The 25,578-nt window shown below is 36.9% G+C and carries 32 protein-coding genes, 1 pseudogene and 1 riboswitch; of the genes and pseudogenes, 6 read left to right on the top strand and 27 right to left on the bottom strand.

Going from position 1 to position 25,578, the window contains the following annotated elements:
• Positions 1-317 precede the first annotated feature (317 nt).
• A pseudogene (locus tag ACQVV1_RS23755) lies at positions 318-817 on the top strand (DUF1062 domain-containing protein).
• 45 nt (positions 818-862) lie between these two features.
• Here ACQVV1_RS23755 and ACQVV1_RS23750 read toward each other — a convergent pair.
• Complete coding sequence (locus ACQVV1_RS23750) at positions 863-1,174, bottom strand: YutD family protein (protein WP_002003766.1); 312 nt, start codon at positions 1,172-1,174, stop codon at positions 863-865.
• A 115-nt stretch (positions 1,175-1,289) separates the two neighbouring features.
• On the opposite strand from ACQVV1_RS23750, the gene ACQVV1_RS23745 reads away from it, so the two are divergent.
• On the top strand, positions 1,290-1,865 hold the full coding sequence (locus tag ACQVV1_RS23745; protein WP_063222124.1) for a YhcN/YlaJ family sporulation lipoprotein: 576 nt from the start codon (positions 1,290-1,292) through the stop codon (positions 1,863-1,865).
• 38 nt (positions 1,866-1,903) lie between these two features.
• Here ACQVV1_RS23745 and ACQVV1_RS23740 read toward each other — a convergent pair whose 3' ends face one another.
• Positions 1,904-2,635 (bottom strand): MerR family transcriptional regulator, encoded by a 732-nt coding sequence (locus tag ACQVV1_RS23740; RefSeq protein WP_242254733.1) that lies wholly within the window; start codon positions 2,633-2,635, stop codon positions 1,904-1,906.
• A gap of 85 nt (positions 2,636-2,720) precedes the next feature.
• Between ACQVV1_RS23740 and ACQVV1_RS23735 the strand changes: the two genes are divergently transcribed.
• Positions 2,721-3,536 (top strand): YhfC family intramembrane metalloprotease, encoded by an 816-nt coding sequence (locus tag ACQVV1_RS23735; protein WP_142332700.1) that lies wholly within the window; start codon positions 2,721-2,723, stop codon positions 3,534-3,536.
• A gap of 22 nt (positions 3,537-3,558) precedes the next feature.
• On the opposite strand, the gene ACQVV1_RS23730 is transcribed toward ACQVV1_RS23735, so the two are convergent.
• The gene (locus tag ACQVV1_RS23730) at positions 3,559-4,005 is read right to left on the bottom strand and encodes a hypothetical protein (RefSeq protein ID WP_373605299.1); all 447 of its coding nucleotides are present in this window, start codon (positions 4,003-4,005) and stop codon (positions 3,559-3,561) included.
• Positions 4,006-4,135: 130 nt separating this feature from the next.
• Here ACQVV1_RS23730 and ACQVV1_RS23725 point away from each other — a divergent pair, with 130 nt between their 5' ends.
• Both ACQVV1_RS23725 and ACQVV1_RS23720 read left to right on the top strand, forming a co-directional pair.
• Positions 4,136-4,690, top strand: coding sequence for a histidine phosphatase family protein (locus ACQVV1_RS23725; RefSeq protein ID WP_242254735.1), 555 nt, complete (start codon positions 4,136-4,138; stop codon positions 4,688-4,690).
• A gap of 74 nt (positions 4,691-4,764) precedes the next feature.
• Complete coding sequence (locus ACQVV1_RS23720) at positions 4,765-5,244, top strand: YbaK/EbsC family protein (RefSeq protein ID WP_063222129.1); 480 nt, start codon at positions 4,765-4,767, stop codon at positions 5,242-5,244.
• Between the two features lie 20 nt (positions 5,245-5,264).
• Here the strand turns inward: ACQVV1_RS23720 and lipA are convergent, their stop codons facing one another.
• Positions 5,265-6,161 (bottom strand): lipoyl synthase, encoded by an 897-nt coding sequence (gene lipA, locus ACQVV1_RS23715; RefSeq protein WP_000166375.1) that lies wholly within the window; start codon positions 6,159-6,161, stop codon positions 5,265-5,267.
• Positions 6,162-6,350: 189 nt separating this feature from the next.
• On the opposite strand from lipA, the gene ACQVV1_RS23710 reads away from it, so the two are divergent.
• Positions 6,351-7,334, top strand: a complete 984-nt coding sequence (locus tag ACQVV1_RS23710; protein ID WP_063222130.1) for a M23 family metallopeptidase — start codon at positions 6,351-6,353, stop codon at positions 7,332-7,334.
• Between the two features lie 36 nt (positions 7,335-7,370).
• Here ACQVV1_RS23710 and yunB read toward each other — a convergent pair whose 3' ends face one another.
• The 23 genes from yunB to ACQVV1_RS23595 all read right to left on the bottom strand — a co-directional run bounded on the left by yunB (position 7,371) and on the right by ACQVV1_RS23595 (position 25,509).
• On the bottom strand, positions 7,371-8,102 hold the full coding sequence (gene yunB / locus ACQVV1_RS23705) for a sporulation protein YunB (RefSeq protein WP_242254738.1): 732 nt from the start codon (positions 8,100-8,102) through the stop codon (positions 7,371-7,373).
• 54 nt (positions 8,103-8,156) lie between these two features.
• Positions 8,157-8,459 (bottom strand): YunC family protein, encoded by a 303-nt coding sequence (locus ACQVV1_RS23700; RefSeq protein ID WP_088098274.1) that lies wholly within the window; start codon positions 8,457-8,459, stop codon positions 8,157-8,159.
• Positions 8,460-8,524: 65 nt separating this feature from the next.
• Positions 8,525-9,916 (bottom strand): bifunctional metallophosphatase/5'-nucleotidase, encoded by a 1,392-nt coding sequence (locus ACQVV1_RS23695; protein ID WP_098555377.1) that lies wholly within the window; start codon positions 9,914-9,916, stop codon positions 8,525-8,527.
• Between the two features lie 570 nt (positions 9,917-10,486).
• The gene (gene sufB / locus ACQVV1_RS23690) at positions 10,487-11,884 is read right to left on the bottom strand and encodes a Fe-S cluster assembly protein SufB (protein ID WP_001118824.1); all 1,398 of its coding nucleotides are present in this window, start codon (positions 11,882-11,884) and stop codon (positions 10,487-10,489) included.
• 48 nt (positions 11,885-11,932) lie between these two features.
• Positions 11,933-12,364 carry a Fe-S cluster assembly sulfur transfer protein SufU gene (sufU, locus tag ACQVV1_RS23685; RefSeq protein WP_000009523.1) on the bottom strand — a complete coding sequence of 144 codons (432 nt, stop codon included), beginning with the start codon at positions 12,362-12,364 and terminating at the stop codon, positions 11,933-11,935.
• Positions 12,354-13,574 (bottom strand): cysteine desulfurase SufS, encoded by a 1,221-nt coding sequence (gene sufS / locus ACQVV1_RS23680; protein ID WP_001020767.1) that lies wholly within the window; start codon positions 13,572-13,574, stop codon positions 12,354-12,356. The genes sufU and sufS overlap by 11 nt, the downstream gene beginning before the upstream one ends.
• Entirely contained in the window at positions 13,574-14,866 is a 1,293-nt protein-coding gene (sufD, locus tag ACQVV1_RS23675; protein ID WP_000152177.1) for a Fe-S cluster assembly protein SufD, read from the bottom strand. The genes sufS and sufD overlap by 1 nt, the downstream gene beginning before the upstream one ends.
• A 15-nt stretch (positions 14,867-14,881) precedes the next feature.
• Entirely contained in the window at positions 14,882-15,667 is a 786-nt protein-coding gene (sufC, locus tag ACQVV1_RS23670) for a Fe-S cluster assembly ATPase SufC (RefSeq protein ID WP_000929163.1), read from the bottom strand.
• A gap of 239 nt (positions 15,668-15,906) precedes the next feature.
• On the bottom strand, positions 15,907-16,713 hold the full coding sequence (gene metQ / locus ACQVV1_RS23665) for a methionine ABC transporter substrate-binding lipoprotein MetQ (RefSeq protein ID WP_242254740.1): 807 nt from the start codon (positions 16,711-16,713) through the stop codon (positions 15,907-15,909).
• A 72-nt stretch (positions 16,714-16,785) separates the two neighbouring features.
• Positions 16,786-17,598, bottom strand: a complete 813-nt coding sequence (gene metQ, locus ACQVV1_RS23660) for a methionine ABC transporter substrate-binding lipoprotein MetQ (protein ID WP_063222139.1) — start codon at positions 17,596-17,598, stop codon at positions 16,786-16,788.
• Between the two features lie 23 nt (positions 17,599-17,621).
• The gene (locus tag ACQVV1_RS23655; protein WP_000359556.1) at positions 17,622-18,287 is read right to left on the bottom strand and encodes a methionine ABC transporter permease; all 666 of its coding nucleotides are present in this window, start codon (positions 18,285-18,287) and stop codon (positions 17,622-17,624) included.
• Positions 18,280-19,305 carry a methionine ABC transporter ATP-binding protein gene (locus ACQVV1_RS23650; RefSeq protein ID WP_199677985.1) on the bottom strand — a complete coding sequence of 342 codons (1,026 nt, stop codon included), beginning with the start codon at positions 19,303-19,305 and terminating at the stop codon, positions 18,280-18,282. Before ACQVV1_RS23650 ends, ACQVV1_RS23655 begins: the two co-directional genes overlap by 8 nt.
• Positions 19,306-19,482: 177 nt before the next feature.
• Positions 19,483-19,590: riboswitch (SAM riboswitch) on the bottom strand.
• Positions 19,591-19,715: 125 nt separating this feature from the next.
• The gene (locus ACQVV1_RS23645) at positions 19,716-20,060 is read right to left on the bottom strand and encodes a hypothetical protein (RefSeq protein ID WP_098555379.1); all 345 of its coding nucleotides are present in this window, start codon (positions 20,058-20,060) and stop codon (positions 19,716-19,718) included.
• A gap of 154 nt (positions 20,061-20,214) precedes the next feature.
• Positions 20,215-20,523: a thioredoxin family protein gene (locus ACQVV1_RS23640; protein ID WP_002008881.1), complete on the bottom strand. Its 309-nt coding sequence runs from the start codon at positions 20,521-20,523 to the stop codon at positions 20,215-20,217.
• 3 nt (positions 20,524-20,526) lie between these two features.
• Positions 20,527-20,871 (bottom strand): toprim domain-containing protein, encoded by a 345-nt coding sequence (locus ACQVV1_RS23635; RefSeq protein ID WP_000640869.1) that lies wholly within the window; start codon positions 20,869-20,871, stop codon positions 20,527-20,529.
• Positions 20,872-20,952: 81 nt separating this feature from the next.
• Entirely contained in the window at positions 20,953-21,429 is a 477-nt protein-coding gene (locus ACQVV1_RS23630; protein ID WP_431169592.1) for a hypothetical protein, read from the bottom strand.
• A gap of 56 nt (positions 21,430-21,485) precedes the next feature.
• A complete protein-coding gene (gene gcvH, locus ACQVV1_RS23625) occupies positions 21,486-21,869 on the bottom strand; it encodes a glycine cleavage system protein GcvH (protein WP_000026896.1) in 384 nt (127 codons plus the stop codon).
• A gap of 41 nt (positions 21,870-21,910) precedes the next feature.
• A complete protein-coding gene (locus ACQVV1_RS23620) occupies positions 21,911-22,276 on the bottom strand; it encodes an arsenate reductase family protein (protein WP_000218969.1) in 366 nt (121 codons plus the stop codon).
• A gap of 527 nt (positions 22,277-22,803) precedes the next feature.
• Entirely contained in the window at positions 22,804-23,046 is a 243-nt protein-coding gene (locus ACQVV1_RS23615) for a DUF3937 family protein (RefSeq protein WP_242254742.1), read from the bottom strand.
• A gap of 623 nt (positions 23,047-23,669) precedes the next feature.
• Positions 23,670-24,059: a hypothetical protein gene (locus ACQVV1_RS23610; RefSeq protein WP_141439223.1), complete on the bottom strand. Its 390-nt coding sequence runs from the start codon at positions 24,057-24,059 to the stop codon at positions 23,670-23,672.
• A 116-nt stretch (positions 24,060-24,175) separates the two neighbouring features.
• Positions 24,176-24,439: a DUF4176 domain-containing protein gene (locus ACQVV1_RS23605; protein WP_088020159.1), complete on the bottom strand. Its 264-nt coding sequence runs from the start codon at positions 24,437-24,439 to the stop codon at positions 24,176-24,178.
• A 14-nt stretch (positions 24,440-24,453) separates the two neighbouring features.
• On the bottom strand, positions 24,454-24,645 hold the full coding sequence (locus ACQVV1_RS23600) for a hypothetical protein (RefSeq protein WP_141439222.1): 192 nt from the start codon (positions 24,643-24,645) through the stop codon (positions 24,454-24,456).
• Positions 24,646-24,660: 15 nt separating this feature from the next.
• A complete protein-coding gene (locus tag ACQVV1_RS23595) occupies positions 24,661-25,509 on the bottom strand; it encodes a WXG100 family type VII secretion target (protein WP_088020157.1) in 849 nt (282 codons plus the stop codon).
• Positions 25,510-25,578 lie beyond the last annotated feature (69 nt).

Raw genomic sequence — 25,578 nt, 5'->3', positions numbered from 1 at the left:
GAATTTTCAAACCTTTATGTTATAATGAAGGATAAATCTATTTGGATAGAAAGGACGTTATCTACGTATGCCAACAACTACTTTGTAATGGACCAGCAATTGGATAGCATTACTCTCAAAAAAGCTCCGTGCTTTTTCAAGGGAGTAGTCTGCCCATTCCCATTACAAAGGAACGTAACGCATCTGTAGTATGATGTTTACGGAGGTTCCTAAGGGGACCTCCTTTTATTTTTGTCTTTTTCTCATGTCTTCATACTACAAGACATCCAAATAGCTGTATTACGTTCCTTTACCACTACTATAAGAGGTGAAGGAAAATGCAGAAAGTACAACTTTCTTGGAGTTTATATGAAAACGAGCAAAACACAATCGAAAAATATTGTAAAAATTGCAGACGCTCTACCCTATTTACTGACACGAATATTCGTAGGCATAACGCCAACGGAAAAAACATATACCGCTTTGCCATTTATAAATGTCCAAAAGACCATACGTGGAATCAAAAACTTCGTATTTATAAAGCATTTACTGATCACGTTGAAACAGTCGATATGACGCAGCAGGATCAACCAGAAACAACTACTACCACTTCTCCATTACGCAACATAAAGAAAGTGGCATAGCCGAAATCACGATCGTATTAGACGTCGTTTTCGGTTCCCACCGCATCGATAAAGCCTTATCCACATATATTTCCGACTGGAGCCGTACACGCATTGTGGATAAAATTAAAAATGGGGATATTCAATTAAACGGAAAACAAATGAAATCAAATACAATACTTTCTGAAGGCGATCATATCTCGATTTGTTTATAAGCGAGAATATGTAAAAAATCCTCTTACAATCGTAAGAGGATTTTTTTATTTCTTCACTTTTCGTAATACGAAGTGTGCACAACCGAAGTTACAGTACTCGTATAAATACTCTGATAAAGTACTAATTTTCGTATCATATGTCGAACGTTGGTTACTATCATCAAAGAAACCGCGCAATCTAAGTTGCTCATAACCCCAGTCCCCAACGATGTAATCATATTTATTTAAAATTTCTGCATAACGCTCTTTAAATGCTTCTTCACTAAAACCATCACGAAAGTTTTTAATTACTTCGTACTGAACATTATTAATGCTCACCGTAGCATGCATCTCTTGCTCTTGCTTTTGCTCCATCATTAACTTCCTCTCTAAGCATTCTTCTTTTTATCGTATCACAAAGCATACCAACCAACAATTTCAAATACAAAAAATTGAAAATTAGTGCATGCTATGGAGAAGGAGGTGATACATCGTGAAAAAACAAATTATACTTTCTCTCCTCACTCTTTCCTTATTTGCAGGCTGCCAAACAAACAAAGCCGAAATGGAACGTGAAGAAGGAAGTCGTGTTCTTGTTTCTAATAAAAACGACATGTATCATACGGAAAATACAAATACACGGCTTACAAGGGTCGGCTATTCATCTAAACAAAAACATGAAGTATCTAACAAACAAGTAGGAGCCATTAACCGCGAGAAAGTCGCTGAAATGATTACAAGCATGACAGTCAAACTTCCCGACGTTGCAAATGCTGCTACGCTCGTTACCGATGATGAAGTATTTGTTGTATACCGTGCAAACACAACAGATCCAAAACTCGTAGCAGATCAAGTATATAAAACTGCTTTGTCCATCGTCCCTCGCTATTATAAAGCATATGTATCAACAAACCAAAAGTTGATCTCTCAAATTCAAGGCCTTCAATCTGGTGCATTAAATGATACAGAATATACGCAAAGCCTCGATATGTTAAAGCGTGAAATGAGTAAAAATCCTCATTTGAACAATACAGAGAATCAAACTTTAAATAATATGATAAAAAAATAAAGAAGGTGGAGAAAACCTCCACCTTCTTTATTTTTTTACTATTTCTTACGATCTGCATAAACCTCCATCGCATCACACATAAACTGCGCTAACCCTTCGCCAAACTTATCGATATTTTTCGTAAAGCGCTCATCAGCGACGTACATTTGGCCGAGGCCCTTAAAAGCATCTAATGAGTATTCACCGAAGTTTTGCAAGTAATCGTACCATACTCCAATTGCTTCCTGCGCCTCTTTAGAATCAGGTGCGCCGTGTCTAAGCACCGCTAAATTTCTGTAAATAGTATTAAACTCTTCTTGATTATCTTTTGACATACCTTTCGCATATTCATTGGCTTTATCTACAGCTGCGTCTCCCCATCTTTCACGCGCTTCTTCTTCGTACGGATTATGGCTGAAATCGAAGCCTTCAAATTTCTCTTTATTCGTCATTTCAATCTCTCCTTTTGTATGCTGAATTGTTTTATCAATCGTCGCAATCACTTTATCTAACCTAGCACGCTTTTCAAGAAGCATTTTCTTATGAAGCTGTAGCGCTTCTTCACGATCAAATGATGGACTCATGATAATTTTTTTAATTTTTTTCAAAGGGAAGCCTAGCTCTTTAAAAAATAAAATTTGCTGCAATGTCTCTAAATTTTCATTGGAATACAGACGATATCCAGACTCTGACGTCTCATCTGGGGTTAACAACCCAATTTCATCATAATGATGCAGTGTGCGCACACTAATTCCAACCAAATTAGCTACTTCTTTTACCTTCATTGTCATGTGTATCTCCCCCTTAGTACATACGATAAAGTATGACGCAACGTTAGAGTCAATAAGTAAATTCATTTTCTTTATAAAATATTTCATGCATAATAGATATGTACATATATTAGAAAGCGGTGAAAGTATGGTTTCAAATACTGTAATTGCCAGCATCATCTTTCAACTCATTGTCTCGATTCTGGTCCCAATTATTGTACTCGTTTATTTCCGTAAAAAATATAATATTAATTGGAAAGTGGTTGGCGTTGGTGTTCTTATCTTTATCGGATTCACCCAAATTCTCGAAACACCATTCCACCTATTTATGCGCGGTAATCCAGCAATCGCTCCAATTTTAGAAAATCCATTTGTCTTCGCACTTTATGGCGGACTAACTGCTGGTATTTTTGAAGAATTAGGACGCTTCGTTGCCTTTTTCTTCTTACTAAAAAAATATCAAGAATATAAAGATGGCTTTGCTTACGGAATTGGTCACGGCGGGATAGAATCTATTTTAGTTGGCGGATTCTCTGCATTCCAAGCACTTATATTTGCGAATTCAATTAACAGCGGTAGCTTCGCTCAAATGGTTGAAAAAATGCCAGAACTAAGCCGACTACAGGACTTGTTAATTCAGCAACCTGCCTACTTATACTTCCTTGGTAGCTTCGAAAGAATTATGGCACTCGTGCTGCAAATTGCCTTTACAATGCTTGTCTTATACGCAGTAAAACAGAAGAAATATATCTTCCTTGTGTACGCTGTATTATTCCACGCATTTGTAGACTTTTTCGCGGCACTTTACCAAACAAAAACAATCAACATTTTTGTTGCAGAAGGAATTACCCTTCTCTTCACAATTGGTGCTGTCATTCTTATTCGTAAAATGAAAGAGAAATTAATGAGTGTACCGGAGTAAAAATAACCCACCAATTGGTGGGTTATTTTTTGTATGGATTACCACAATGATGATAACTTTTACCTGCTCGCAGCTCCCTTTTTGTTTCTGCATCTATAACAATGTACTTATGTAACTCTTCTACTTCATTTTGAGAAAAGGAAGCGAAAAAATAAACTTGGCGATCAGGGTGAACAAAAGAATCTTGAAGCACCACTTCACTCCGACAACCCACGGCTGTTTTTTGTCGGAAAGAAGATTCTTCATAGGGCACTTCTTTAAATAAGACTTTTTTTCGAATACTATATGTTGCATTGTTGTATTCTCTATAAATTTTCTTATCTAATTGTTCGTAAAACACACGCTCACTCACAAATGACTTATTTCGATTACTTGGATAATCTAACTTGTGATTGGATTGTGCATATGTTGTGGACAATTGCGTAAGAAAACAAATCATGAATACGATACATATCATTTTTTTCATCATTGCACCTCAATTTTTTATTATCCACATTACTTTTCCACATGCTTAGATCACTATGCCATTTCCAATAAAAAGGGATTTTTTTCACATTTGTCGAAGTATATAGCGTCAACTTGAAAGATGGGGATGAATTATGAAGAAAATTATTGTAATACGACATTGTTCAGCTACTGGACAAAAACGTGATGCTGAATTAACAATTGACGGAAAGAATCAAGCAAACATCCTTGCTACATTCCTCTTAGAAAACCAACCACAAATAGATCATATTATTTCAAGCCCATTTGTGCGAGCTATCGATTCTATTCGGCCCTATGCGCTCCAAGCTAACTTGTCTATCCAAGAAGATGAACGACTAACGGAACGCATATTAAGCGACGTTCCAATGGACGATTGGATGCAAAAACTAGAATCTACTTTTACAAATATAGATATTGCCTTTTCAGGCGGAGAGTCAACAAAACAAGCAACGGACCGTGCTATATCGCTTATCCAAGACGTTTTAAAATTAACCCATACTACAACGCTACTCGTTACACATGGAAACTTACTTACGCTCATTTTAAAGTACTTTGATCATACGATTGGCTTTAATGAATGGAGAGCTTTAACGAATCCTGATATTTACGAAATTACAATCGATGAACAATGTGCCCTAAAACGATTATGGGAAGCACCGTCCAAGTAATATCTCTTTCGAACACATTCAGTTGACGCCACGAGAAGAAACTGTACTAACAATAGGAAGGGGTATCACTGCATATGTACGAAGATGTACTTGCTTTACTACATAAAACAAATGCTTCTTATGAAAAGTTTGAACACGAACCAGTACTCGATTATGAAACAGATCGTATCGTACGTGAAAGGCTTGGCTTACAAGGTACTCCAAGTAAAAGCTTATTTTTAAAATCAAAGTCTGGAGATTATTACGTATTTTTCACGCTAGAGGGCACAAGGCTCAACCGAGGAGAAATGAAAGAAATAACAGGAGAACGCTTATCTCTTTGTTCTCCTATTGAACTAAGGGAAGAGACCGGCTGTACGCCAGGATGTGTAGCTCCTTTCGGGTATTCACAAAATGTAACAATTATTGTGGATAGCGCTATCTATACTTACAATAAAGTTTTAATTACACCTGGTGTACCTGAATTTACAATTGAATTATCCACAGAGGAATTAAAAAAGATTTTATTAACATGTTCAAATACTGTTTTGGAGTACAAACAAAAAGAGAGCTAATCGTTAGCTCCCTTTTTTCATTATTTTGCTTCTGCTGTTTTTTCTTTCGCAGAACGAACTTGCTCGTCCGCATGGTAAGAAGAACGCACAAGTGGGCCAGCTTCACAGTGGCTAAAGCCTTTGCTAAGTGCAATTTCTTTAAGCTCTGCAAATTCTGCTGGTGGGTAATATTTAAGAACTGGTAAATGCTTCTTAGATGGTTGTAGGTATTGTCCAAGAGTTAAAATATCCACATTGTTTGCACGTAAGTCATCCATTGCTTCAATTAAATCTTCTCTCGTTTCACCTAAGCCCACCATAATGCTCGATTTAGTTGGAATATCAGGCTGCATTTCTTTCGCTCGGCGTAAAAACTCTAATGAACGGTCATATTTTGCTCTAGCGCGAACTCGGTTAGATAATCGACGTACTGTTTCAATGTTATGGTTTAAAATATCTGGTTTTGCATCCATTAACATTTTTAAGTTTTCTTCTACTCCACCCATATCAGATGGTAATACTTCAATTGACGTAAATGGATTTTTACGACGAACAGCGCGTACTGTTTCAGCAAAAACAGCTGCTCCGCCGTCTTTTAAATCATCACGTGCAACCGCTGTTATAACAACGTGCTTTAAGCCCATTTGTACTACAGAATCTGCTACGCGTTCTGGCTCTTGTAAATCAAGCTCCGTTGGTAAGCCTGTTTTAACCGCACAGAAACGACAAGCGCGTGTACAAACCGCACCTAGAATCATAAATGTTGCTGTTTTTCTTACAGCCCAGCATTCATGAATATTCGGACATTTCGCTTCTTCACAAACTGTATGAAGATTCTTAGAACGCATCATTTTCTTTAAGCCTGTATAGTTTTCATTCGTGTTTAACTTAATTTTCAACCATTCGGGCTTGCGCTTATATTCTGTTTGTTTTGTCATGGTTATCAACTCCGCACAATATGAAATAGTTTACCGTGTTCGCTTCTTTCAATGTAACATATCTATTCTAACGTATGAAAGCGATTTGCTCAAATGAAGATTCTAAGATTTTTTCCAATCGTTCCCTATAATGAAATACTCCGTATATCCCACACTAAAAAGAGTGATGTTGTGAAAGGAGTCTATTTCATGCTTCGAAAAATTTCTCTTTTGCTTTCGATTTGCTTTCTTCTCCACCAAAACATCGCTTACGGTGAAGATAATCAGCAAAGCATATACGAAAAGCGCATGGCACTATATAAAGAAACCGAGCAATCTTCAGGCATTCCGTGGTATTACTTAGCTGCAATGGATCAATATGAAAGAAATATACGGAGCGTAAGAAAAGATATTCCGAAAAAACCAGATGCCATCATTTCCCTTTATTTCAAACCAGAAATATGGGCTGGACCTGTTAATGGTAACGATACCCTTCCCCATACAATTTCTCTATTTGGCGGAATCGGTTTAGATGGGGACAAAGATGGATTTGCAAATGCAAATAACGACCGTGACCTTCTGCATACAGCAGCAACGGTTTTAAAGAAACAAGGAACGTCAGAAGAACGTATTAACATTATGCTTTGGGAATATTATAGACGTGCGAAAACAGTTGATTTAATTACCGAGTACGCCCAAATTTATAAACATTATGGACGTATTAATTTAGAAGGAAATGCTTTTCCCCTTCCGATTCGTAGTGACCATAGCTACCGTAGTACTTTCGGCGCTGGAAGAAGTTTTGGGGGAAGAAGAGTTCATGAAGGAACCGATATTTTTGCAGGCTATGGCGTACCAGTAAGATCCACTTGCTATGGCATTATTGAAACAAAGGGCTGGAATCGCCTTGGCGGATGGCGCATCGGCATTCGTGACCTTCATAATAATTACCATTATTACGCTCATTTAGGCGGGTTCTCAAAAGAAATACAGCTCGGACAAATTGTCGAGCCCGGAAAAGTAATCGGATTTGTTGGTAGCACCGGTTACGGCCCTCCCGGCACAGCTGGAAAATTCCCGCCCCACCTACATTTTGGCATGTATAAAGACAATGGTTATACAGAATGGGCTTTCGATCCATACATGCATTTAAGTCTGTGGGAACGAAAAGAACGCGCGAATACAAAACGATAACCGTAGCACATTGCTACGGTTATTTTTCATTTACAGCTAACTATCCGTTTTCTTTTTATCAGGTACAACAACACTTCCGCTTCCGTAATAAGTAGGCACTTCCCCTTGAACGATACGCGTCGCAATCGGAACATCTTGTTTTACTTTTATTTCTTTCGTATGAAATGGAATAATGACTTGCAACGTGACTTCCATCTCCATAATAATTTGAATCGCTGTCGTATTGATCCCGTGCGGTTCAATTTTTTGTTTAATATCCGTATTCACATGACCAATCGTCGTGAAATCAATTGGAATATCGGGTCCTATATTTCCAAGAAGCGCATTATCCGTTACACGACCAAAAGGCACTGCCATCGTTGCCCCATTTTTTTCAGAAATACCTAGCTCCTTCAAATTTCCTTGTTCTACTTGCTGTAAATATTTTTCTATGTATGTGGTCGTTGACGTTACGATTTCATTTACTTGCTTTGTATTTAAATTAATTGTGGATACTTTCCCGTTTTTATCATTTTGTACTTTCATTAATGAATCGACATCGAACCCTTCATTAATTCTATCTTTTACTGCCTTCGTCATAACCGCTGTCGCCATTTTATGCGTCTCTACTTCCCCATATTTAATTAATGTCGGCTGAATGCTACTATTCACAATCCATAATCCTTGCACGAGTAATATGACAAAAAGAATAAACGACATAAGCAGTATGTGGCGAAAGGAAATAGGTCCCCTTCGAAACCGCGAATTTTTCGAACGAAATATACTCATAAAAAAACCTCCTTCTTATATCATTTCTATGCAAGAAGGAGGGACGATATATGCTTATCTCATTTTTAATAACGCTTCTTTTCCGATTGTGCCAGCCGTAATACCTAAAACTTCGGCTTCAATCGTTACTGATTCTAGCGGTGCTTCAAGAAGTTGTTCAATCGTTCTTACACCAACCGCACGGCCAGCAATAATACCTCGATCCCCTAACTTCTCATTTAAAAGACCTACATCTAATGCACCGCACATAATATATCCTTTATCGCTCATTACAGCTAGCAAATTTGTCTTTGGAAGTTTGACGCTAACCGCAATAAACGTATAATTATCGATTATAATTGGCTCCACATTAACCATAGTTCACACTCCTCTCTTTCTTATCTGTATGACAAGAGAAAAATGAGTGTTACAAGTTAACTAGCCTATAGTTTGACAGAAGATGTATGAGTTATTAACATGTCTGTTAACACATCTCTAAGTAGTTCTGGCATATAATATTGTTTGTCAGAAAGTGTGGATAGCTCTGGGTATAAGTAGCCAAATGTAAACATATCAATCGTTCCTACTGTATATATACGATCTAATTCCAGCGATTCCCCGTTAATTAATACATCTTCGAGTAAAATTTTATTCCCAGGAATCTTATCTGGAATGACTTCTACACCAGCGTAAATCATTTTCCCCATCACTTTTCCGCGAAATCCAAATCCTTTTACCTCAAGGTTCTCCATATTCGGGCGACGTGCTTTCAAAATAACTTCCCTTAACGTTTTCCCGGGCACTTTTAATAGACATGGATTAATTGGATGTGGACAAATTCTGTGAATATCTCCGCGCGTCACAACACCTTCTTCTAACCCTTCAAGAAGTACACCAGCGTTCACCATTCCAATCTCTGCACCGCACCACGTTTTCAGCGCATTTGCTAACATGTGCGAAAATGATGTCTCATGAAACCAATCAACCGGTAATGATTCCTTTAAATGAACGACAGGCTCTTCCATAATATGTTTACTTTCTTCCTGCAGCATTTCAATTGTGGATAACGGCTTACTATAAGCTCCTAAACGTTCTGTCTTAATCGCTCTACCGTCTTTTTTCAACAGCTTCTTCGTCTCTTTATCCACAGTAAGCTGAACGTGCCCAACGTAACGTCCCCACTTTTCACAACAACAAAGTAACGTATTATTCATAAGAACACCACGCTCAAATAAATGATGCGTATGTGCCCCTAAAATCACATCTATATCATAATGCTCTGCCATATACTCATCCATACTTTTTCCAAGGTGAGACAGGACAACCGTAATATGAGCCTCATCTCGCACTTCTTCTAAAATAGACTCTAAATGCTTAATTGGATCTTCAATATGCCAATCTAACATTTGATAAAACTCTGGATACGCAACCGTTAACCCGATCAAGGCAATCGTAATCCCATCTGTCGTTGTATGTAATTTATAAGGCTTTGCCCACTCTGGACGTACACCTTCTTTTTCAAATAAATTCGCAACGAGCACCTCAAATCCAGCATCATCATATAGACGATTCAAATGCTCCTTCGCTAACGTAATTCCTTCATTATTTCCGATCGTTACATAATCATATAACGCCTCATTTAAAAGCTTCGTATTGCCAAGCCCATTTGTCGCTTCCGAAATACTATGAAAACGATCCACATGATCGCCGATATCAACCGTCAAAACGGTCTCTCCCGCTTCCTGTCTTCGCTTTTTCTCCCCTTGTACAAACCGAGAAATTTGCGGCCAATTTTCAAAATGACTATGTATATCGTTTGTATGATAAAGGTGGATGATTGTTTCTTTATTTATATTCAGAGAAAAAACCTCCTCTCAGTTCCTTACTGCCATTTACGCTACACGTACGCAATAATCCTGTAAATACTTTTCGTCTTTTCTTGCTATTTTACATTGTACTCGCATTGTGAGAAAAAGCAAAAGATTGCCCTTTTTAATATGAAAAACTTTTGCTTTTTCTAGTTGGTGTGAAAGGATTTTAGATGGTTTTGTGTGGGATTCAGGTAGTGTTGGATTTGGGCAGTGTTGGATTTGTCAAAAAGTTTAACAAAAGGTTCGTAGGGCGTTTTTCAATTGGATTCACCAGTGGATTTGTCAGTATCTTGGCCTTACTTCCAGTCGGTCTCTTTTTATATAAAATGGTGCGGGGTATATGAAGAATTTCTTTTGTCGTAATTTGTTGATAAGTCGATATTCCTTGTCGAATCGTCGATATATTGAAATAATCGTTGATATATTCCGAGTTGTGGTCGATATATTCAGTTGGAAACCCCCTTGGGTATCCTGACTCCCCCCAACACAACATAAAAAAGCGCCCTGCACAGCAGGGCGCTTCCACTTTAAATATTAACCGATAGAACCTTCCATCTCAAACTTGATTAGGCGGTTCATTTCAACTGCGTATTCCATTGGAAGTTCGCGAGTGAATGGCTCGATGAAGCCCATTACGATCATTTCTGTAGCTTCTTGCTCAGAAATACCGCGGCTCATTAGGTAGAATAATTGTTCTTCTGATACTTTCGATACTTTCGCTTCATGCTCAAGTGAAACGTAATCGTTTTTGATTTCGTTGTAAGGAATTGTATCAGATGTAGATTGGTTATCCATGATTAACGTGTCACACTCGATGTTAGAGCGAGAGTTTTTCGCTTTTGGTCCGAAGTGTACGATACCACGGTAAGTTACTTTACCACCATGCTTCGCAATCGATTTAGAAACGATTGTTGAAGATGTGTTTGGTGCTAAGTGAATCATTTTCGCACCAGCATCTTGGTGTTGGCCTTTACCAGCAATCGCGATAGATAATGTTAAACCACGAGCGCCTTCGCCTTTTAAGATAACTGCTGGGTATTTCATCGTTAATTTAGATCCGATGTTACCGTCAATCCATTCCATCGTTGCGTTTTCTTCACAAACGGCACGTTTTGTAACTAGGTTGTATACGTTGTTCGCCCAGTTTTGGATTGTTGTATAACGGCAATATGCATCTTTCTTAATGATGATTTCTACTACCGCACTGTGAAGTGAGTTAGTCGTGTAAACAGGTGCTGTACAACCTTCTACGTAGTGTACGTGTGCGCCTTCGTCTACGATAATAAGCGTACGCTCGAATTGTCCCATATTTTCAGAGTTAATACGGAAATACGCTTGAAGTGGTGTATCAACTTTAATACCTTTTGGAACGTAGATGAATGATCCACCAGACCAAACTGCAGAGTTTAATGCAGAGAATTTGTTGTCTGTTGGTGGGATTACTTTTCCGAAATGCTCACGGAAAATATCTTCGTTCTCTTTTAATGCGCTATCTGTATCTTTGAAGACGATTCCTAGAGCTTCTAGGTCTTCTTTCATGTTGTGGTATACAACTTCAGATTCGTACTGTGCAGATACACCAGCTAAATATTTTTGCTCAGCTTCTGGAATACCTAATTTATCAAATGTTGCTTTAATTTCATCAGGTACTTCATCCCAAGACTTCTCAGATTTCTCAGATGGTTTTACGTAGTACGTAATTTCATCGAAATCTAAGTCGTTTAAGTCGCCGCCCCATTGTGGCATTGGCATTTCATAGAACTTATCCAGTGATTTTAAACGGAAGTCTAACATCCACTGTGGTTCTTCTTTCATACGTGAAATCTCTTCAACGATTTCTTTTGTTAAACCGCGTCCAGCACGGAAAATCGAAACGTCTTTGTCTTTGAAACCATATTTATAATCGCCGATATCTGGCAGTTGCTTCGCCATGTTGGTGTGTCCCTCCTTAGATAACCTCGTTTTTAGGAACCTGTAACATTACTTATCTTCGTTTAAGCCCTTTTCTAACGCTTTCCACGCTAATGTTGCACATTTAATACGTGCAGGGAACTTGCATACGCCTTGTAATGCTTCAATATCTCCTAAATCAATGCTGTCATCGTACTCTTTTCCTAGCATCATGTCAGAGAAAATTTTAGAAAGCTGAAGTGCCTCTTCAATTTTCTTACCTTTTACTGCTTGTGTCATCATTGAAGCTGAAGACATTGAGATAGAACATCCTTCTCCTTCAAACTTCGCCTCTTGTACAATACCTTCTTCTACTTTCATCGTAAGTTGAATACGATCGCCGCAAGTTGGATTGTTCAAGTTAACGGTAACACTATCTTCTAACACGCCATGGTTACGAGGATTTTTGTAATGATCCATAATAACTTGACGATATAACGTATCTAAATTATTAAATGACATTTGTGAAATACTCCTTTGTCTTGATTAGCGATTCAACAAATGTATCAATTTCTTCTTTTGTATTATATAAATAGAAGCTCGCACGTGCTGTTGAAGAAGCTTTCAGCCACTTCATAAGCGGTTGTGCACAGTGGTGTCCTGCGCGAACCGCAATACCTTCTACATCTAATACAGTCGCTACATCGTGAGGATGTACGTCTTCAATATTAAATGTAACAAGACCAGCACGATGCTTTGGACCATAAATTGTAACGCCGTCTACTTCTGATAGTCTTTCTAAAGCGTATTGCGCTAATTCATGCTCATGCTTTTCAATATTATCAAGACCAATTTCTTCTAGGAAATCAATTGCCGCACCAAGTCCGATTGCATTACCGATAATCGGTGTACCTGCTTCAAACTTCCACGGAAGCTCTTTCCAAGTAGATTCTTGTAAATCTACGAAATCAATCATTTCACCGCCAAATTCAATTGGCTCCATATTGTTCAGCAATTCTTTCTTACCATATAATACGCCGATACCTGTAGGTCCGCACATCTTATGAGCAGATAATGCGTAGAAATCACAGTTTAAATCTTGTACATCTACTTTCATATGAGGTGTACTTTGTGCACCATCAACGACCATAATTGCACCGTTTTCGTGTGCGATTGCTCCGATTTCTTTTACAGGGTTAATCGTTCCAAGTACGTTTGATACTTGCATAATAGAAACGATTTTTGTATTCGGTGTAACTGTTTGACGAACATCTTCTAAAGAAATTGTACCGTCTGGTTGAAGCGGAAGGTATTTTAACGTTGCACCAGTTTTCTTAGCAACTTGTTGCCACGGAATGATGTTACTATGGTGCTCCATGTAAGAAATAACGATTTCATCGCCTTCTTTTACATTTTCAAGACCATAGCTAGCCGCTACTGTATTTAATGCAGTTGTCGTTCCGCGCGTGAAAATAATCTCTTCCATTGATTTCGCGTTAATAAACTTGCGAACTTTCTCGCGTGCACCTTCATACGCGTCGGTAGCTTTCGTACCGAGCGTATGAACACCGCGATGCACGTTAGAATTATATTCTTTATAGTAACGTTCTAACGTTTCAATGACTTGAATTGGTTTTTGAGAAGTTGCTGCACTATCGAAATAAACAAGTTGTTTGCCGTTCACTTTTTGATCAAGAATTGGAAACTGTTTGCGTATTTCATGAATATTCATTAGCGAACTTTCCTTTCAATTACCTCAACAAGCTGTGCCTTTACTCCTTCAATTGGAAGCTCATTAACTACAGGTGCTAAGAATCCATGGATGACTAAACGTTCTGCTTCGCGTTTTGGAATACCACGGCTCATCAAGTAGTATAGTTGGTATGGATCTACGCGGCCTACTGAAGCTGCGTGACCTGCCATTACATCATCTTCGTCGATTAAAAGAATTGGGTTTGCATCACCGCGAGCTTTTTCATCTAACATAAGAACGCGAGAAGATTGTTGTGCATTTGATTTAGATGCACCGTGTTCAATCTTACCAATTCCGTTAAAGATAGATGTTGCACTATCTTTTTGTACACCGTGTTTTAAAATCCAACCTTCAGAGTGTTTACCGAAGTGAACAACTTTAGTTGTAAAGTTTTGTGTTTGGTTACCACGGCCAATTGTTACTGTTTTCGTATCAGCATATGAACCGTCGCCCATTAAGTTCGTAACGTTCTCTGAAATTGTGTTTCCGTCATTCATAAGGCCTAGAGCCCAATCAATACGGCCGTCGCGTCCTACAACGCCGCGGCGGTTAACGTAAGTTGTTACGTCTTTTGCTAATAGATCAACCGCACCGAATTTCACTTGTGCGCCTTGTTCCACGATTACTTCTGCTACGATATTTGCAATACCTTTAGCATTTTCATTTGCAACGTAGTTTTCTACATAAGTTGCAGTACTGTTCGCATCAGCTACGAATAATACGTGGTTATATACGTTAGCTTCTTCGCCGTCTACTAAGAATACAGCTTGAAGTGGAGTTTCAAGAACAACGTTTTTCGGAACATATACGAATGCACCGCCGTTGATTAATGCAGCATGAAGTGCAGTTAGACGATGCTCGTCTACTTTCACGCCATCTTTCATTAAATACTTTTGTAATAGTTCAGCATGCTCAGTTGCAGCTGTTACGATATCTGTGAAAATAACACCTTTTTCTTTTGCTTCGTCTGCTAAAGAAACGAACGCAGTTGTACCAGTACGTTGCACTAATACGCTGTTATTTTCATCGATTAAGTTTTTCACTGCTTCTGGAAGCTCTGTTAAAGAACTTACAGGCTCTTGCTTAGCAGCGTCGCCTTTTCCGATAAAGTCCCATTTTTCAATTTTCGTTTTATCAGGCGTTGGCATTGGAAGTTCAGTTGCTTGTGCAAGAGCTTGTAAGCGGAACTCAGTCAACCAAGCAGCTTCGTTTACTTCGCTTGCGCGTTGACGGATTGTTTCTTGATCGAAAGGTAATGTACCGATTGTCATGTTTATGCTCCTCTCTTACGCTTCTTGCTCTGTTGTTTCGTCTTCAATACCTAATTCTTTTTTAATCCAGTCATAACCTTCAGCTTCTAGACGTTGTGCAAGCTCAGGGCCACCAGATTTAACGATACGACCGTTCATCATAACGTGAACGAAGTCTGGAGTGATGTAGTTTAATAAACGTTGGTAATGCGTAATCATTAGGCAACCGAACTCTTCACCGCGCATTTGGTTAATACCTTTAGATACAACTTTTAATGCATCGATATCAAGACCAGAGTCGATTTCATCTAAGATTGCGATTTTTGGCTCAATCATCATTAATTGAAGAATTTCGTTACGTTTTTTCTCTCCACCAGAGAAACCTTCGTTTAAGTAACGTTGTGCCATTTCTGGATCCATTTCTAGGAATTCCATGTTTTTATCTAATGTACGGATAAATTTCATAAGAGAAATTTCATCGCCTTCTTCACGACGTGCATTAATTGCAGAACGTAAGAAGTCAGCGTTTGTAACTCCGCTAATTTCACTTGGATATTGCATTGCTAAGAATAGACCTGCTTGTGCGCGCTCGTCTACTTCCATTTCTAATACATCTTCACCGTCAATGATGATGCTACCTTCTGTTACTTCATACTTTGGGTGACCCATAATTGCAGAAGATAAAGTTGATTTACCTGTTCCGTTAGGTCCCATAATTGCGTGGATTTCTCCACCTTTTACTTCAAGGTTTACACCTTTTAAAATTTCTTTGCCGTCAATTGATACGTGTAAGTCTTTAACCGTTAATGTAGAACCAGCCATCTCAATACCTCCATTAATCCTATATATACATTTTAAAAATTCCTAAAACGTTCATATTCTCATTTTATTCTCATTCTAATTTTATATCAAATAAAATGATATCGCAAACGACGAAAAAAAGTAACAATTTTTTCACAAATGTATATAAGTATTTCCTTTTCACCTTTCTATGATACACCTTTCTTCTTATTTATATAAAGAAAAAAGGACTGGAAAATTACCAGTCCTTTCCTTCATATTTATTCACTTACTGGCAGTACAGCACCTTTATATTCTTTATTAATAAAATCTTGAATTTCTTTTGAATGCAGTACTTCTACTAGCTCTTTAATTTCTTTTTTCTTCTCGTCACCTTTACGAACTGCAATAATATTTGCGTATGGAGAGTCTGATCCTTCAATCGCAATTGCATCCTTTGTTGGATTTAAATTTGCATCAATTGCGTAGTTTGAATTAATGAATAAAGCATCACCTTCATTATTTTCATATAACTTTGGTGAAAGTCCAGGTTCTACATCTGTTTTAAATTTTAAGTTTTTCGGATTTTCTACAACATCTTTTACTGTCGCCTTAACAACATCTACACCGTCTTTTAATTTAATAACGCCGCCTTTTTGTAATAACGCTAACATACGGCCACGCTCCGCTACGTTATTACTCATAATCACGGTTCCACCATCTGGTAAGTCTTTTAAGCTTTTATATTTCTTAGAATAAATGCCCATTGGCTCTAAATGGATTTTTCCTGCGTTTACAATTTTATATCCTTTTTCTTGGATTTCTTTATCTAAATACGGAATGTGCTGGAAATAGTTCGCATCTAAATCCTTATCCGCCAACGCTTTATTCGGTAACACATAGTCTTGGAATTTTTTAATTTCTAATTTAATACCTTTTTTCTCTAATATTGGCTGTGCTTTTTCTAAAATAACAGCGTGCGGCACGTTAGAAGCTCCCACAACAAGCTTATTTTCCTCTTTTCCTCCACAAGCAGCTAATGTAAATACAGACAGCGCTGTAACAACTGACAATAGAATCTTTTTCATATGATGTCCCCTTCTCCTGTATAATTATGTAGTTATAAAAAGGGCTGGCATACACCAACCCTTACACAGCAATTATTCTTTTACAGGAACAACTGCCCCTTTATATTCTTTATTAATAAAGTCTTCAATTTCTTTAGAGTGTAATACTTCTACAAGAGCTTTAATCTCTTTCTTATCTTTATCGCCTTTACGAACAGCTACTACGTTTGCGTACGGTGAATCATTTCCTTCAATGGCAATTGCATCTTTTTCTGGATTTAACTTCGCATCAATTGCATAGTTCGAGTTAATTAAAACAGCGTCGCCTTCTTTATTGTTATACACTTGTGGTAATAAACCAGGCTCGATATCCGTTTTGAATTTTAAGTTTTTCGGATTATCTGCAATATCTTTTGGAGTTGCTTTAACGGGATCTACTCCATCTTTAATTTTTAAAATGCCCTCTTTTTGTAAAATTGCTAAACCACGTCCATGGTCAGCAACAGAATTACTCATAATAATTGTTGCACCGTCTGGAAGCTCTTTTAAGCTCTTATATTTTTGAGAATATACACCAATCGGTTCTAAATGAATTTTTCCTGCCACTTCAAAATCATATTTTTTATCTTTAATTTCTTTTTCTAAATACGGAATGTGCTGGAAGTAGTTTGCATCTAAATCCTTATCCGCTAACGATTTATTTGGCAACACGTAATCTTGGAATTTTTTCACTTCTAATTCAATTCCTTTTTTCTCAAGTAACGGTTTTGCCTTTTCTAAAATTTCAGCGTGCGGTACGTTAGAAGCCCCCACAACTAGTTTCTTTTCATCTTTATCTTTCCCGCCACAAGCAGCTAACCCCAAAATAGAAGTTGAAATAAGTGCTGTAAGTAATAATTTTTTCATTTGAAACATCCTCTCGTTTTTTATTATCTTTTATCTATTCGAGTCGTTACACGATCACCAATCCACTGAATGAAAAATACAACTAGTAATACACAAATTGTCGCAACGATTGTTACGTCATTATTTCCTCGTTGGAACCCTTCTAAATAAGCAAGTGTTCCAAGGCCACCAGCACCAACAACTCCCGCCATTGCTGTATAGCCTACTAAAGCAATTGTCGTAACTGTAATACCAGACACTAATGCTGGTAACGATTCTGGAATTAGCACTTTCAAAATAATTGTGCTTGTTTTTGCTCCCATTGCTTTTGAAGCTTCAATTACACCTTTATCAATTTCACGAAGGGCAATTTCAACCATTCTTGCGTAAAACGGTGCCGCTCCAATAATTAAAGCCGGAAGTGCAGCACTCGCTCCAAGAATTGTTCCAAGCAGAATCTTTGTGAATGGGATTAATAAAATGATTAAAATAATGAACGGTATCGAGCGGAAAATGTTTACGAACGCTCCAATCGCCGTGTTAACCGCTTTGTTTTCCCATAAATTATCTTTCGCTGTCATAAAGAGTAACAATCCTAAAATGAGTCCTAAAACAAATGTGGCAAGAGCTGCGATTGCCGTCATATATAACGTTTCACCAGTTGCTTCTAACATTTGATTCCAATCAACGTTTGTGAGTAACTTATCCATGTGCAATCACCTCCAGCTCTACTTGATCTTGATGTATTCCCTCTATTGCTTGCTGAATCGCTGTTTCCTCACCATTTAAATGAACAACTAAACTACCGTAAGAGCCGTTATTCGTTTGTGCGATATTTCCTTGCAAAATGCTAACTTCTATATCACTGCGCTGCATTAATCTTTGAAGCACTGGTCTTTCTACAGCCTCACCGATAAACTGCAAACGAATTACTTTTCCATCTGGATACTTTTCAATTAAACTTTCAATCGTTTCATTTGTATCTTCAGAATCCGTTAACTGCTGTACAAATCGTTTCGTAATGTCTTTCTGCGGATTACGGAACACATCAAGTACTGGACCTGTTTCTACAATCTTTCCTTTCTCCATTACCGCAACACGATTACAAATCTTTCGAATTACGTGCATCTCGTGTGTAATGAGTACAATTGTTAAACCGAGACGCTTATTAATATCTAATAATAAATCTAGAATTTGATCTGTCGTTTCTGGATCAAGAGCTGACGTTGCTTCATCACATAAAAGTACTTTTGGATTGTTAGCTAATGCTCTTGCAATCCCAACGCGTTGCTTTTGTCCTCCGCTTAGCTGGGATGGATACGCGTCTCCTCTTCCTTCTAAACCAACAAGATGAATTAATTCATCAACACGTTTTCTTCTCGCCGCCTTATCGACACCTGCAATTTCAAGTGGGAACTCGATATTTTCACGTACAGTTCGTGACCAAAGTAAGTTGAAGTGCTGAAAAATCATTCCAATTTCTTGCCTTGCCTTACGAAGTTCGCTTCCTGTAATGGCTGAAATGACACGATTTGCAATTGTAATTTGGCCAGAAGTTGGTTTCTCTAGCTGATTGAATAATCTAATTAAAGAACTTTTTCCAGCGCCACTATATCCGATAACACCAAATATTTCACCTTTATCTATTTTTAAATTGGCATTATCTACAGCAGTGACATCACCGCTTTTTGCTTTATATATTTTCTTTACATTTTCTAATAAAATCATGATGTTCACCCCTTTTTGTTTGGACATACTCCGCAATTTTTTATTTTTGATGCGTGTAGTCCACCGTTATCACTACTTTTATTATTTGAATGTCCTCCACATTCAAACAACAAAAAAACCTTTCCGCTTTAGAGAAGCAGAAAGGTTTATATGCGTATATAACAACATTATCCCTCTCTCTCATCTCTCAAAGCATTTGCTTTGCAGGAATTGGCACCATTTCAACATAAGTTGACGGTTGCCGGGCTTCACAGGGCACAGTCCCTCCACCTCTCTTGATAAGAGAAATCAGATTACATTTTCGTCTGATTTGTAATTTATGAAATTGTCTATATTTTATGAATTGAATTGTATCAATATCCACACACCATGTCAACAGAAATTTTCGTAAAAAATGAAACTTCAGAATTTTAAGCACCTACTGACATTGGTTTACATATATGAAACATCGATTCAACCAATAGCATCGTTCGATACGTTCCCGAATATTGCACTCGTCCATCATTCATTAGCATTTGCAATCGTACATTGCCGTTCACCAATTCTTTTATATCTTCCTCATCTACACAAACGATCTGCTCCGTTCCTCTTTCCTCATGTAACAGCTCTATATAATCTCTTGAAATTTGTAACGAACAACTTTCATCTCCAAAGCGGAAATTAACAGTTTTCTCTCCTTGTCTTAAAAGCGGCTCTAAATGATATTGACCATTAGCGTAATTTACAAATGATTGCAGCAAAGAATATAATTTCACCCTAAATCACATCCTTCATATCACTTTCTATTACACATACCATTCCCTCTCACTAAAGAGCAATCCTGTTACTTTCGCTCGACAAATACTGTAATCACCCTGCATCTCGACATATTTCCCAAGAAATATGTCGAGGCGGCAAAAACTTTGCCGCCTACTTTAATTCCGTATATAAATATTCAACTGAATGAAATGCATATATCTTCTTCATGAGTGTCCCATTTTCAAAAACAAGTAAACACGGTACACTTTCGATTCCATACTCTTTCGCTAAATGCGGAGCATAATTTAAATCTAACATCCCAATTTTCAGATCCTCAATTGTCATCTCAACAACCGTTAACATCTTTTTTGCTAATTGGCATGTTCCACACATTGGAGTATATACATATAGCACTGTTTTTTCTTCGTTCTCTATTAAGGCTGTAGCTTCGGCTCCTGTCCAGTCAATCACTTCTATCATTCCTTACCGTAAATATTCTGTATAAACGTCAATGTCAGCTCCCCATAATACATTTGCTAAGTGTGAAGATGGCGCAGTTGCCACTTCTCGGTACGAGCGATCAATATAAATATGCTCTGCTTGCGGAAATTCTTTTCGAAATTGTTTCCTTAACTTTTCTCCAGCATCATCAGCATCCACTAGCACATACACTTCCTTATCAAAAAACTGATCAACGAGCTCATCCATTTTCGACAAACCAATTGTACCATTTGTACAAACAATTTCCACCGGTTCACGAATAATAGATTCAATCTTTCTTCTATCTGATGTACCTTCTACAATAATGACTTTTTCTACATAAATCATATGTCATCACCCGATCACCATATACTATACAACCTTTAACTTAGTATATAGTATATTCGTTATTTTCATGTTGTTTCCTGTTTATTTTTGCAAAAGAAAAGCGCAAGCGGCTCGTTTAGAACAGGAGGGCATTGGAACTCCTGAACTAGAGGCGCCTTTTGCCTCAAGTGAAGGAGTGAAATGACCGACTGTTCTAGCCGCTGGAGCTGGATCATAATGAAAAGCGCAAGCGGCTCGTTCAGATTGTGAGTGGGATGGAGCTTCTGACGTAAAGGCGCCTTTTGCCTTGCAGGAAGAAGCGAAACCACCGAACAATCTAGCCGCTGGAGCTGGATCATAATGAAAAGCGCAAGCGGCTTGCTTAGAACAAGAGGGCATTGGAACTCCTGAACTAGAGGCGCTTTTCGCCTCAAGTTCAGAAGTGAAATGACCGACTGTTCTAGCCGCTGAAGCTAGACAAAGAAAAGCGCAAGCAGCTAGAACTGCATAAAACTTAAACGAAAAGTTTTTCCAAAAACGTTCTCCTACACGATAATTAGTATATGATTTTACGTTCATTATTTTACATAAAATAAAAAAGGACAGCACAAAGGCTGTCCTTTAGTCGACTATAATTAGTCTTGGTTTGTCATTTCTGCATATTTTTCAGCAGTTAATAACTTTTCAACTTGGCTTGCATCAGAAAGTTCAACTTTAACCATCCATGCACCCTCGTATGGAGATTCGTTAACAAGTTCTGGTTGGTCACTTAATTCTTCGTTTACTGCTACAACTTTACCGCTTACAGGTGCGTATAACTCAGAAACTGTTTTAACAGATTCTACGCTTCCGAATGGCTCGTCAGCTTCGATTGTTGCACCTACTTCAGGAAGTTCAACGAATACGATATCGCCTAGCTCACCTTGTGCAAAGTGAGTAATACCGATAACAACTTCATTACCTTCAGTTTTTACCCATTCGTGTTCTTCAGAGTAACGTAAATTATTTGGAATGCTCATGACTGTACCTCCAGTGAATGTATTAATTATGTAAAAATACCTTATTGGTACTTTTTCCACACACTTTCAAACTGCTCTTCGTTAAAACCAAGTGTTACATTCGTTCCATTTGTTACAATTGGACGTTTAATCAACATGCCATCAGATGCTAAAAGCTCGTACATTTCGTCTTCGCTTGCATCTTTCAACTTATCTTTCAGACCAAGTTCACGGTAACGCATTCCACTTGTATTAAAGAATTTTTTTAATGGTAATTCACTTTTTTCATGTAAATTACGTAAATCTTCTTTTGATGGTGGATTTTCAACAATATGAATCATCTCATATGCTACATCGTTTGCCTCAAACCATTTCTTTGCTTTTTGACATGTGCCACACTTTGGATATGAATAAAATGTTACTGTCATAAATTCACCTACTTTTTTACTAACCTTTACCTTTATCATATAGAAAACGTTTTATTATTTCAAACGATTATTCGCTAAACTTTTACTTATTTCGTGATAAATTTTAATAATCCTGCGAATTTTCCTTATTTTCCCGCCATTTGTTAAGAAAAAATAAATATATAAATTTTTTTGATTCTTTCCCAATTCCTCGCTGAACATATATCTTAAACAAACGTTTGATTAACTCCCTATTTTTCTTTGTTCACCCTTGAGCTGCAACAATTTCTCCCTACCGAACATATGCCTTAAACAAACGTTTGATTAACTCCCTATTTTTCTTTGTTCACCCTTGAGCTGCATCGGTTTCTTCCTACCGAACATATATCTTAAACAAACGTTTATTTAACCATTTCATCCTGTAGTCACAAAACCTGGAAAACTTTAAATAACAAAGGCGTACAGATGAAAGAAACTAACGATTTTGGCCGTAATAGTGAGAGTATTCCATGATGTTGAAGAAATTACCGCAAAGAAAAAAGACGCATCTAAATTGATGCGTCTTTTTGCGATGTTTCTTTTGTGAAATCATATAAAGCAATTGCGCCTAAAATAACCAATATACTTTCAGGGGCATCTAACAAAATAGTTCTCAAAGTTTCTGGTATTACCCATTTAATACCTGCCGCTGATTCAAGATATGTTTGAAAATAACTGATTGTAAAATCAATTCCAAATAAACATACAAGCAATGTTAGACCAATTCGAATTAATTTCTTGTTTGTAAACATGTAACACCTCTCAAAATTCACTGGATATTTCTGATTTTAGTTCTTTATATACAAAAATCCCTATATTTAATTTTAACATACAAAATATCCAAATAAATACAATATGCATATTTGCATATTTCTTGCGTATTGAGGAATTACTGTTAATAAAAAAGCCCTACTAGTGTAGGACAAAATGGCTTTAGCAACCCCAACAAATAATCGCATAAATAACGAAATTATTTGAACCACTGTATAGTCAATCCCCGCCCTTGAAATACGGGGAAATCCCTGTTCCTGGCTACTAACCCTAATGAATAACCCACCGCATAACACTACAACGGATGGATACTATTGAGCTCATAATTAAGAAATTACTACAAAGAAAAGCCATGAATAAACATGACTTTCATAGCATAATCACTTCTATATTCAATACAAATTAAAGTGAATTATATTTCTTTACTTTTAAAGGAATAGATATTACATATAAATCTATTACATAAGTAATAATCAAAATCCCTTTTCCTTCATCAGCAAATTTTGCTTGCAGAAACTTTTCTGAAAATTTCCTTTTTCCCCATCTCTTTCGAAGGTATTCGAATCCTAAGAACATAATAATAGCCCAATACTCATTAACTTAACTACTTTTCTTTTTTCCATGATATTTCAAATTCTCCACCATGTTCTTCTGTTATAATTTTAACTTTATATGTATCATCTTTAGACACTTTAATATTATTTTTACTGTTTCCACTATTAACTTCCAGTATTGTATTATCATTTGAATCCAAAACATAAGCCTTTATGGTTCCTTGCTTAGTTTTATCATCAAAGGTAAATGTCCAGCTTTCACCTTTTTTTACATCCATATCTTGAGTTGCAAAACCTGTGAAACTTTTATACTTTCCATCTATACTATTTGAACCTCCATGAACCTTACCACCAACAATCGTTCCCTCTCTTGTAAAACAACCACTAAGAACCACCAAACATAGAACAAATAATAATATATTTTTAATAGTTTTCAACATCATTCCCCCTTATCCTCACAATAAATATCCTCCTATTTACATTCAAAAAAACTATAATAACTATAATATACCCTAGTGAATATATTATAATTATTATAGTTGTAAAATCAATAATGCTATTTCAAATCTTCACGCAACTTCATTTCATCTTCATTTACATATCCAGTAAAAATCACTTCTGATATATGTTCATGATTAAAAAACATATTATATTCGGTGGAAATATTTCCGATAGGATAATAACAAGCTACATAATCCCAAGTTTTCTTAGTTTTTGAATCTTCTTGTTTTCTACCATATATCATCAATGGTTGTTCCCATGTTTTAAATTTCACAACTGAACCAATCGGAAGTAATGTATCTTTCTCTATCTTCTCCATTTTAATTCACCTCTTTACTTAATAAAAAATTTACCTATTTTATATAAAATTAAAAAACTAATAGGAACTGTAATTAAATATATCAATGAAAAGATTATTTTTTCTTTTAAATTATATGTAGCATCAAACATTGTAAAAATAATAGTACCAAAAAAACAAATAACAAAAAGAATTGTTAAAAATTTCTTCAAACTTTCTAAAGTCATACAAGATACTCCTTTTTACTTTATCTCTACTTCAACACCTGTACCCACAGGACTAGCTCCAGGCCCCCAAGGGAAATTCACTTTAAATCCACTTGAACTTACCTTTAGTGAACCACCGGCTTGTCCAAGTGAGGCTGAACCACCAAGATGTAAATCATGATCTGTAAATGGTATAGGTATATCTATACCCGCTTCATATTTTGCTAAAGAGGCCTCCGCCCCAAGTTCAAATCCATTTTTATCTATTTTAGCAGCAACTTCCGCGTTCGCCATGCTTAAACTTGCTTCTCCTTTTAAATCTCTTCCATCAATATTTACTGAACCTTCAATACCTACTTTTACAGTGTTATATGAGGCACTGCCTCCAATAATTGCTCCAGCTTTCAATTCACCACCTATAGCTTTAGCATATAACGGGCCACTTCTTTCATTATATAAATAGCCTTCTTTAGACTTGGTACTTAACAAATCAGTTATTGATTGTAAATTAACTTTATTATTAATTCCTAATCCAGCACCTAATCCAGCAGCACTTAACCCAGCAGCACTTAACCCTGTACCACTTAATCCGGTAGCACCACTAGTCATATTAACTCCATTATTATCTGTTGTTTCAAATTTAAGGGCAATACGCACTAATTCTTCTTCAATATTTTTCAAATGACTATTAAAAGACTCATAAGCTTTGGTTAAAGTAGGCAAATCATTATAAAAAGATAAACTTGAAGCTCCTATCCATCTCATTTGAAGATTCAACAATTCTGAAAGAATCCTATTATGACGATCAGTTGCTTCAGCGCTAGCGTATTTAAAATTTTTTGCTCTATTTCTTAATTCCTCTGGAGTAACCTTGATCTCTCCCATTTATACCCCCCCTTATTCCTATCGTTCCTAATTTAACATTAGAATTACACATTCATATAATTACTGTTT

Source organism: Bacillus basilensis, assembly GCF_050630465.1.
GTDB lineage: Bacteria > Bacillota > Bacilli > Bacillales > Bacillaceae_G > Bacillus_A > Bacillus_A basilensis.
Note: the sequence above shows the minus strand (reverse complement) of the source record. Positions and strands in the feature narration are given on the sequence as shown.

Excerpts from the sequence above, each read along its gene's own strand:
- ACQVV1_RS23710 (WP_063222130.1), top strand. The coding sequence starts at position 6,351 with ATGCTTCGAAAAATTTCTCTTTTGCTTTCGATTTGCTTTCTTCTCCAC.
- lipA (WP_000166375.1), bottom strand. The coding sequence starts at position 6,161 with ATGACAAAACAAACAGAATATAAGCGCAAGCCCGAATGGTTGAAAATT.
- ACQVV1_RS23600 (WP_141439222.1), bottom strand. The coding sequence starts at position 24,645 with ATGACTTTAGAAAGTTTGAAGAAATTTTTAACAATTCTTTTTGTTATT.
- metQ (WP_063222139.1), bottom strand. The coding sequence starts at position 17,598 with ATGAAAAAATTATTACTTACAGCACTTATTTCAACTTCTATTTTGGGG.
- ACQVV1_RS23730 (WP_373605299.1), bottom strand. The coding sequence starts at position 4,005 with ATGATGAAAAAAATGATATGTATCGTATTCATGATTTGTTTTCTTACG.
- sufB (WP_001118824.1), bottom strand. The coding sequence starts at position 11,884 with ATGGCGAAGCAACTGCCAGATATCGGCGATTATAAATATGGTTTCAAA.
- ACQVV1_RS23595 (WP_088020157.1), bottom strand. The coding sequence starts at position 25,509 with ATGGGAGAGATCAAGGTTACTCCAGAGGAATTAAGAAATAGAGCAAAA.
- metQ (WP_242254740.1), bottom strand. The coding sequence starts at position 16,713 with ATGAAAAAGATTCTATTGTCAGTTGTTACAGCGCTGTCTGTATTTACA.
- ACQVV1_RS23735 (WP_142332700.1), top strand. The coding sequence starts at position 2,721 with ATGCATAATAGATATGTACATATATTAGAAAGCGGTGAAAGTATGGTT.
- sufU (WP_000009523.1), bottom strand. The coding sequence starts at position 12,364 with ATGTCATTTAATAATTTAGATACGTTATATCGTCAAGTTATTATGGAT.
- gcvH (WP_000026896.1), bottom strand. The coding sequence starts at position 21,869 with ATGAGCATTCCAAATAATTTACGTTACTCTGAAGAACACGAATGGGTA.
- sufS (WP_001020767.1), bottom strand. The coding sequence starts at position 13,574 with ATGAATATTCATGAAATACGCAAACAGTTTCCAATTCTTGATCAAAAA.
- ACQVV1_RS23605 (WP_088020159.1), bottom strand. The coding sequence starts at position 24,439 with ATGGAGAAGATAGAGAAAGATACATTACTTCCGATTGGTTCAGTTGTG.
- ACQVV1_RS23740 (WP_242254733.1), bottom strand. The coding sequence starts at position 2,635 with ATGACAATGAAGGTAAAAGAAGTAGCTAATTTGGTTGGAATTAGTGTG.
- ACQVV1_RS23720 (WP_063222129.1), top strand. The coding sequence starts at position 4,765 with ATGTACGAAGATGTACTTGCTTTACTACATAAAACAAATGCTTCTTAT.
- ACQVV1_RS23650 (WP_199677985.1), bottom strand. The coding sequence starts at position 19,305 with ATGATTTTATTAGAAAATGTAAAGAAAATATATAAAGCAAAAAGCGGT.
- ACQVV1_RS23725 (WP_242254735.1), top strand. The coding sequence starts at position 4,136 with ATGAAGAAAATTATTGTAATACGACATTGTTCAGCTACTGGACAAAAA.
- yunB (WP_242254738.1), bottom strand. The coding sequence starts at position 8,102 with ATGAGTATATTTCGTTCGAAAAATTCGCGGTTTCGAAGGGGACCTATT.
- sufC (WP_000929163.1), bottom strand. The coding sequence starts at position 15,667 with ATGGCTGGTTCTACATTAACGGTTAAAGACTTACACGTATCAATTGAC.
- ACQVV1_RS23700 (WP_088098274.1), bottom strand. The coding sequence starts at position 8,459 with ATGGTTAATGTGGAGCCAATTATAATCGATAATTATACGTTTATTGCG.
- ACQVV1_RS23615 (WP_242254742.1), bottom strand. The coding sequence starts at position 23,046 with ATGTTTACAAACAAGAAATTAATTCGAATTGGTCTAACATTGCTTGTA.
- ACQVV1_RS23635 (WP_000640869.1), bottom strand. The coding sequence starts at position 20,871 with ATGATTTATGTAGAAAAAGTCATTATTGTAGAAGGTACATCAGATAGA.
- ACQVV1_RS23640 (WP_002008881.1), bottom strand. The coding sequence starts at position 20,523 with ATGATAGAAGTGATTGACTGGACAGGAGCCGAAGCTACAGCCTTAATA.
- ACQVV1_RS23610 (WP_141439223.1), bottom strand. The coding sequence starts at position 24,059 with ATGTTGAAAACTATTAAAAATATATTATTATTTGTTCTATGTTTGGTG.
- sufD (WP_000152177.1), bottom strand. The coding sequence starts at position 14,866 with ATGACAATCGGTACATTACCTTTCGATCAAGAAACAATCCGTCAACGC.
- ACQVV1_RS23655 (WP_000359556.1), bottom strand. The coding sequence starts at position 18,287 with ATGGATAAGTTACTCACAAACGTTGATTGGAATCAAATGTTAGAAGCA.
- ACQVV1_RS23630 (WP_431169592.1), bottom strand. The coding sequence starts at position 21,429 with ATGAACGTAAAATCATATACTAATTATCGTGTAGGAGAACGTTTTTGG.
- ACQVV1_RS23620 (WP_000218969.1), bottom strand. The coding sequence starts at position 22,276 with ATGACAGTAACATTTTATTCATATCCAAAGTGTGGCACATGTCAAAAA.
- ACQVV1_RS23750 (WP_002003766.1), bottom strand. The coding sequence starts at position 1,174 with ATGATGGAGCAAAAGCAAGAGCAAGAGATGCATGCTACGGTGAGCATT.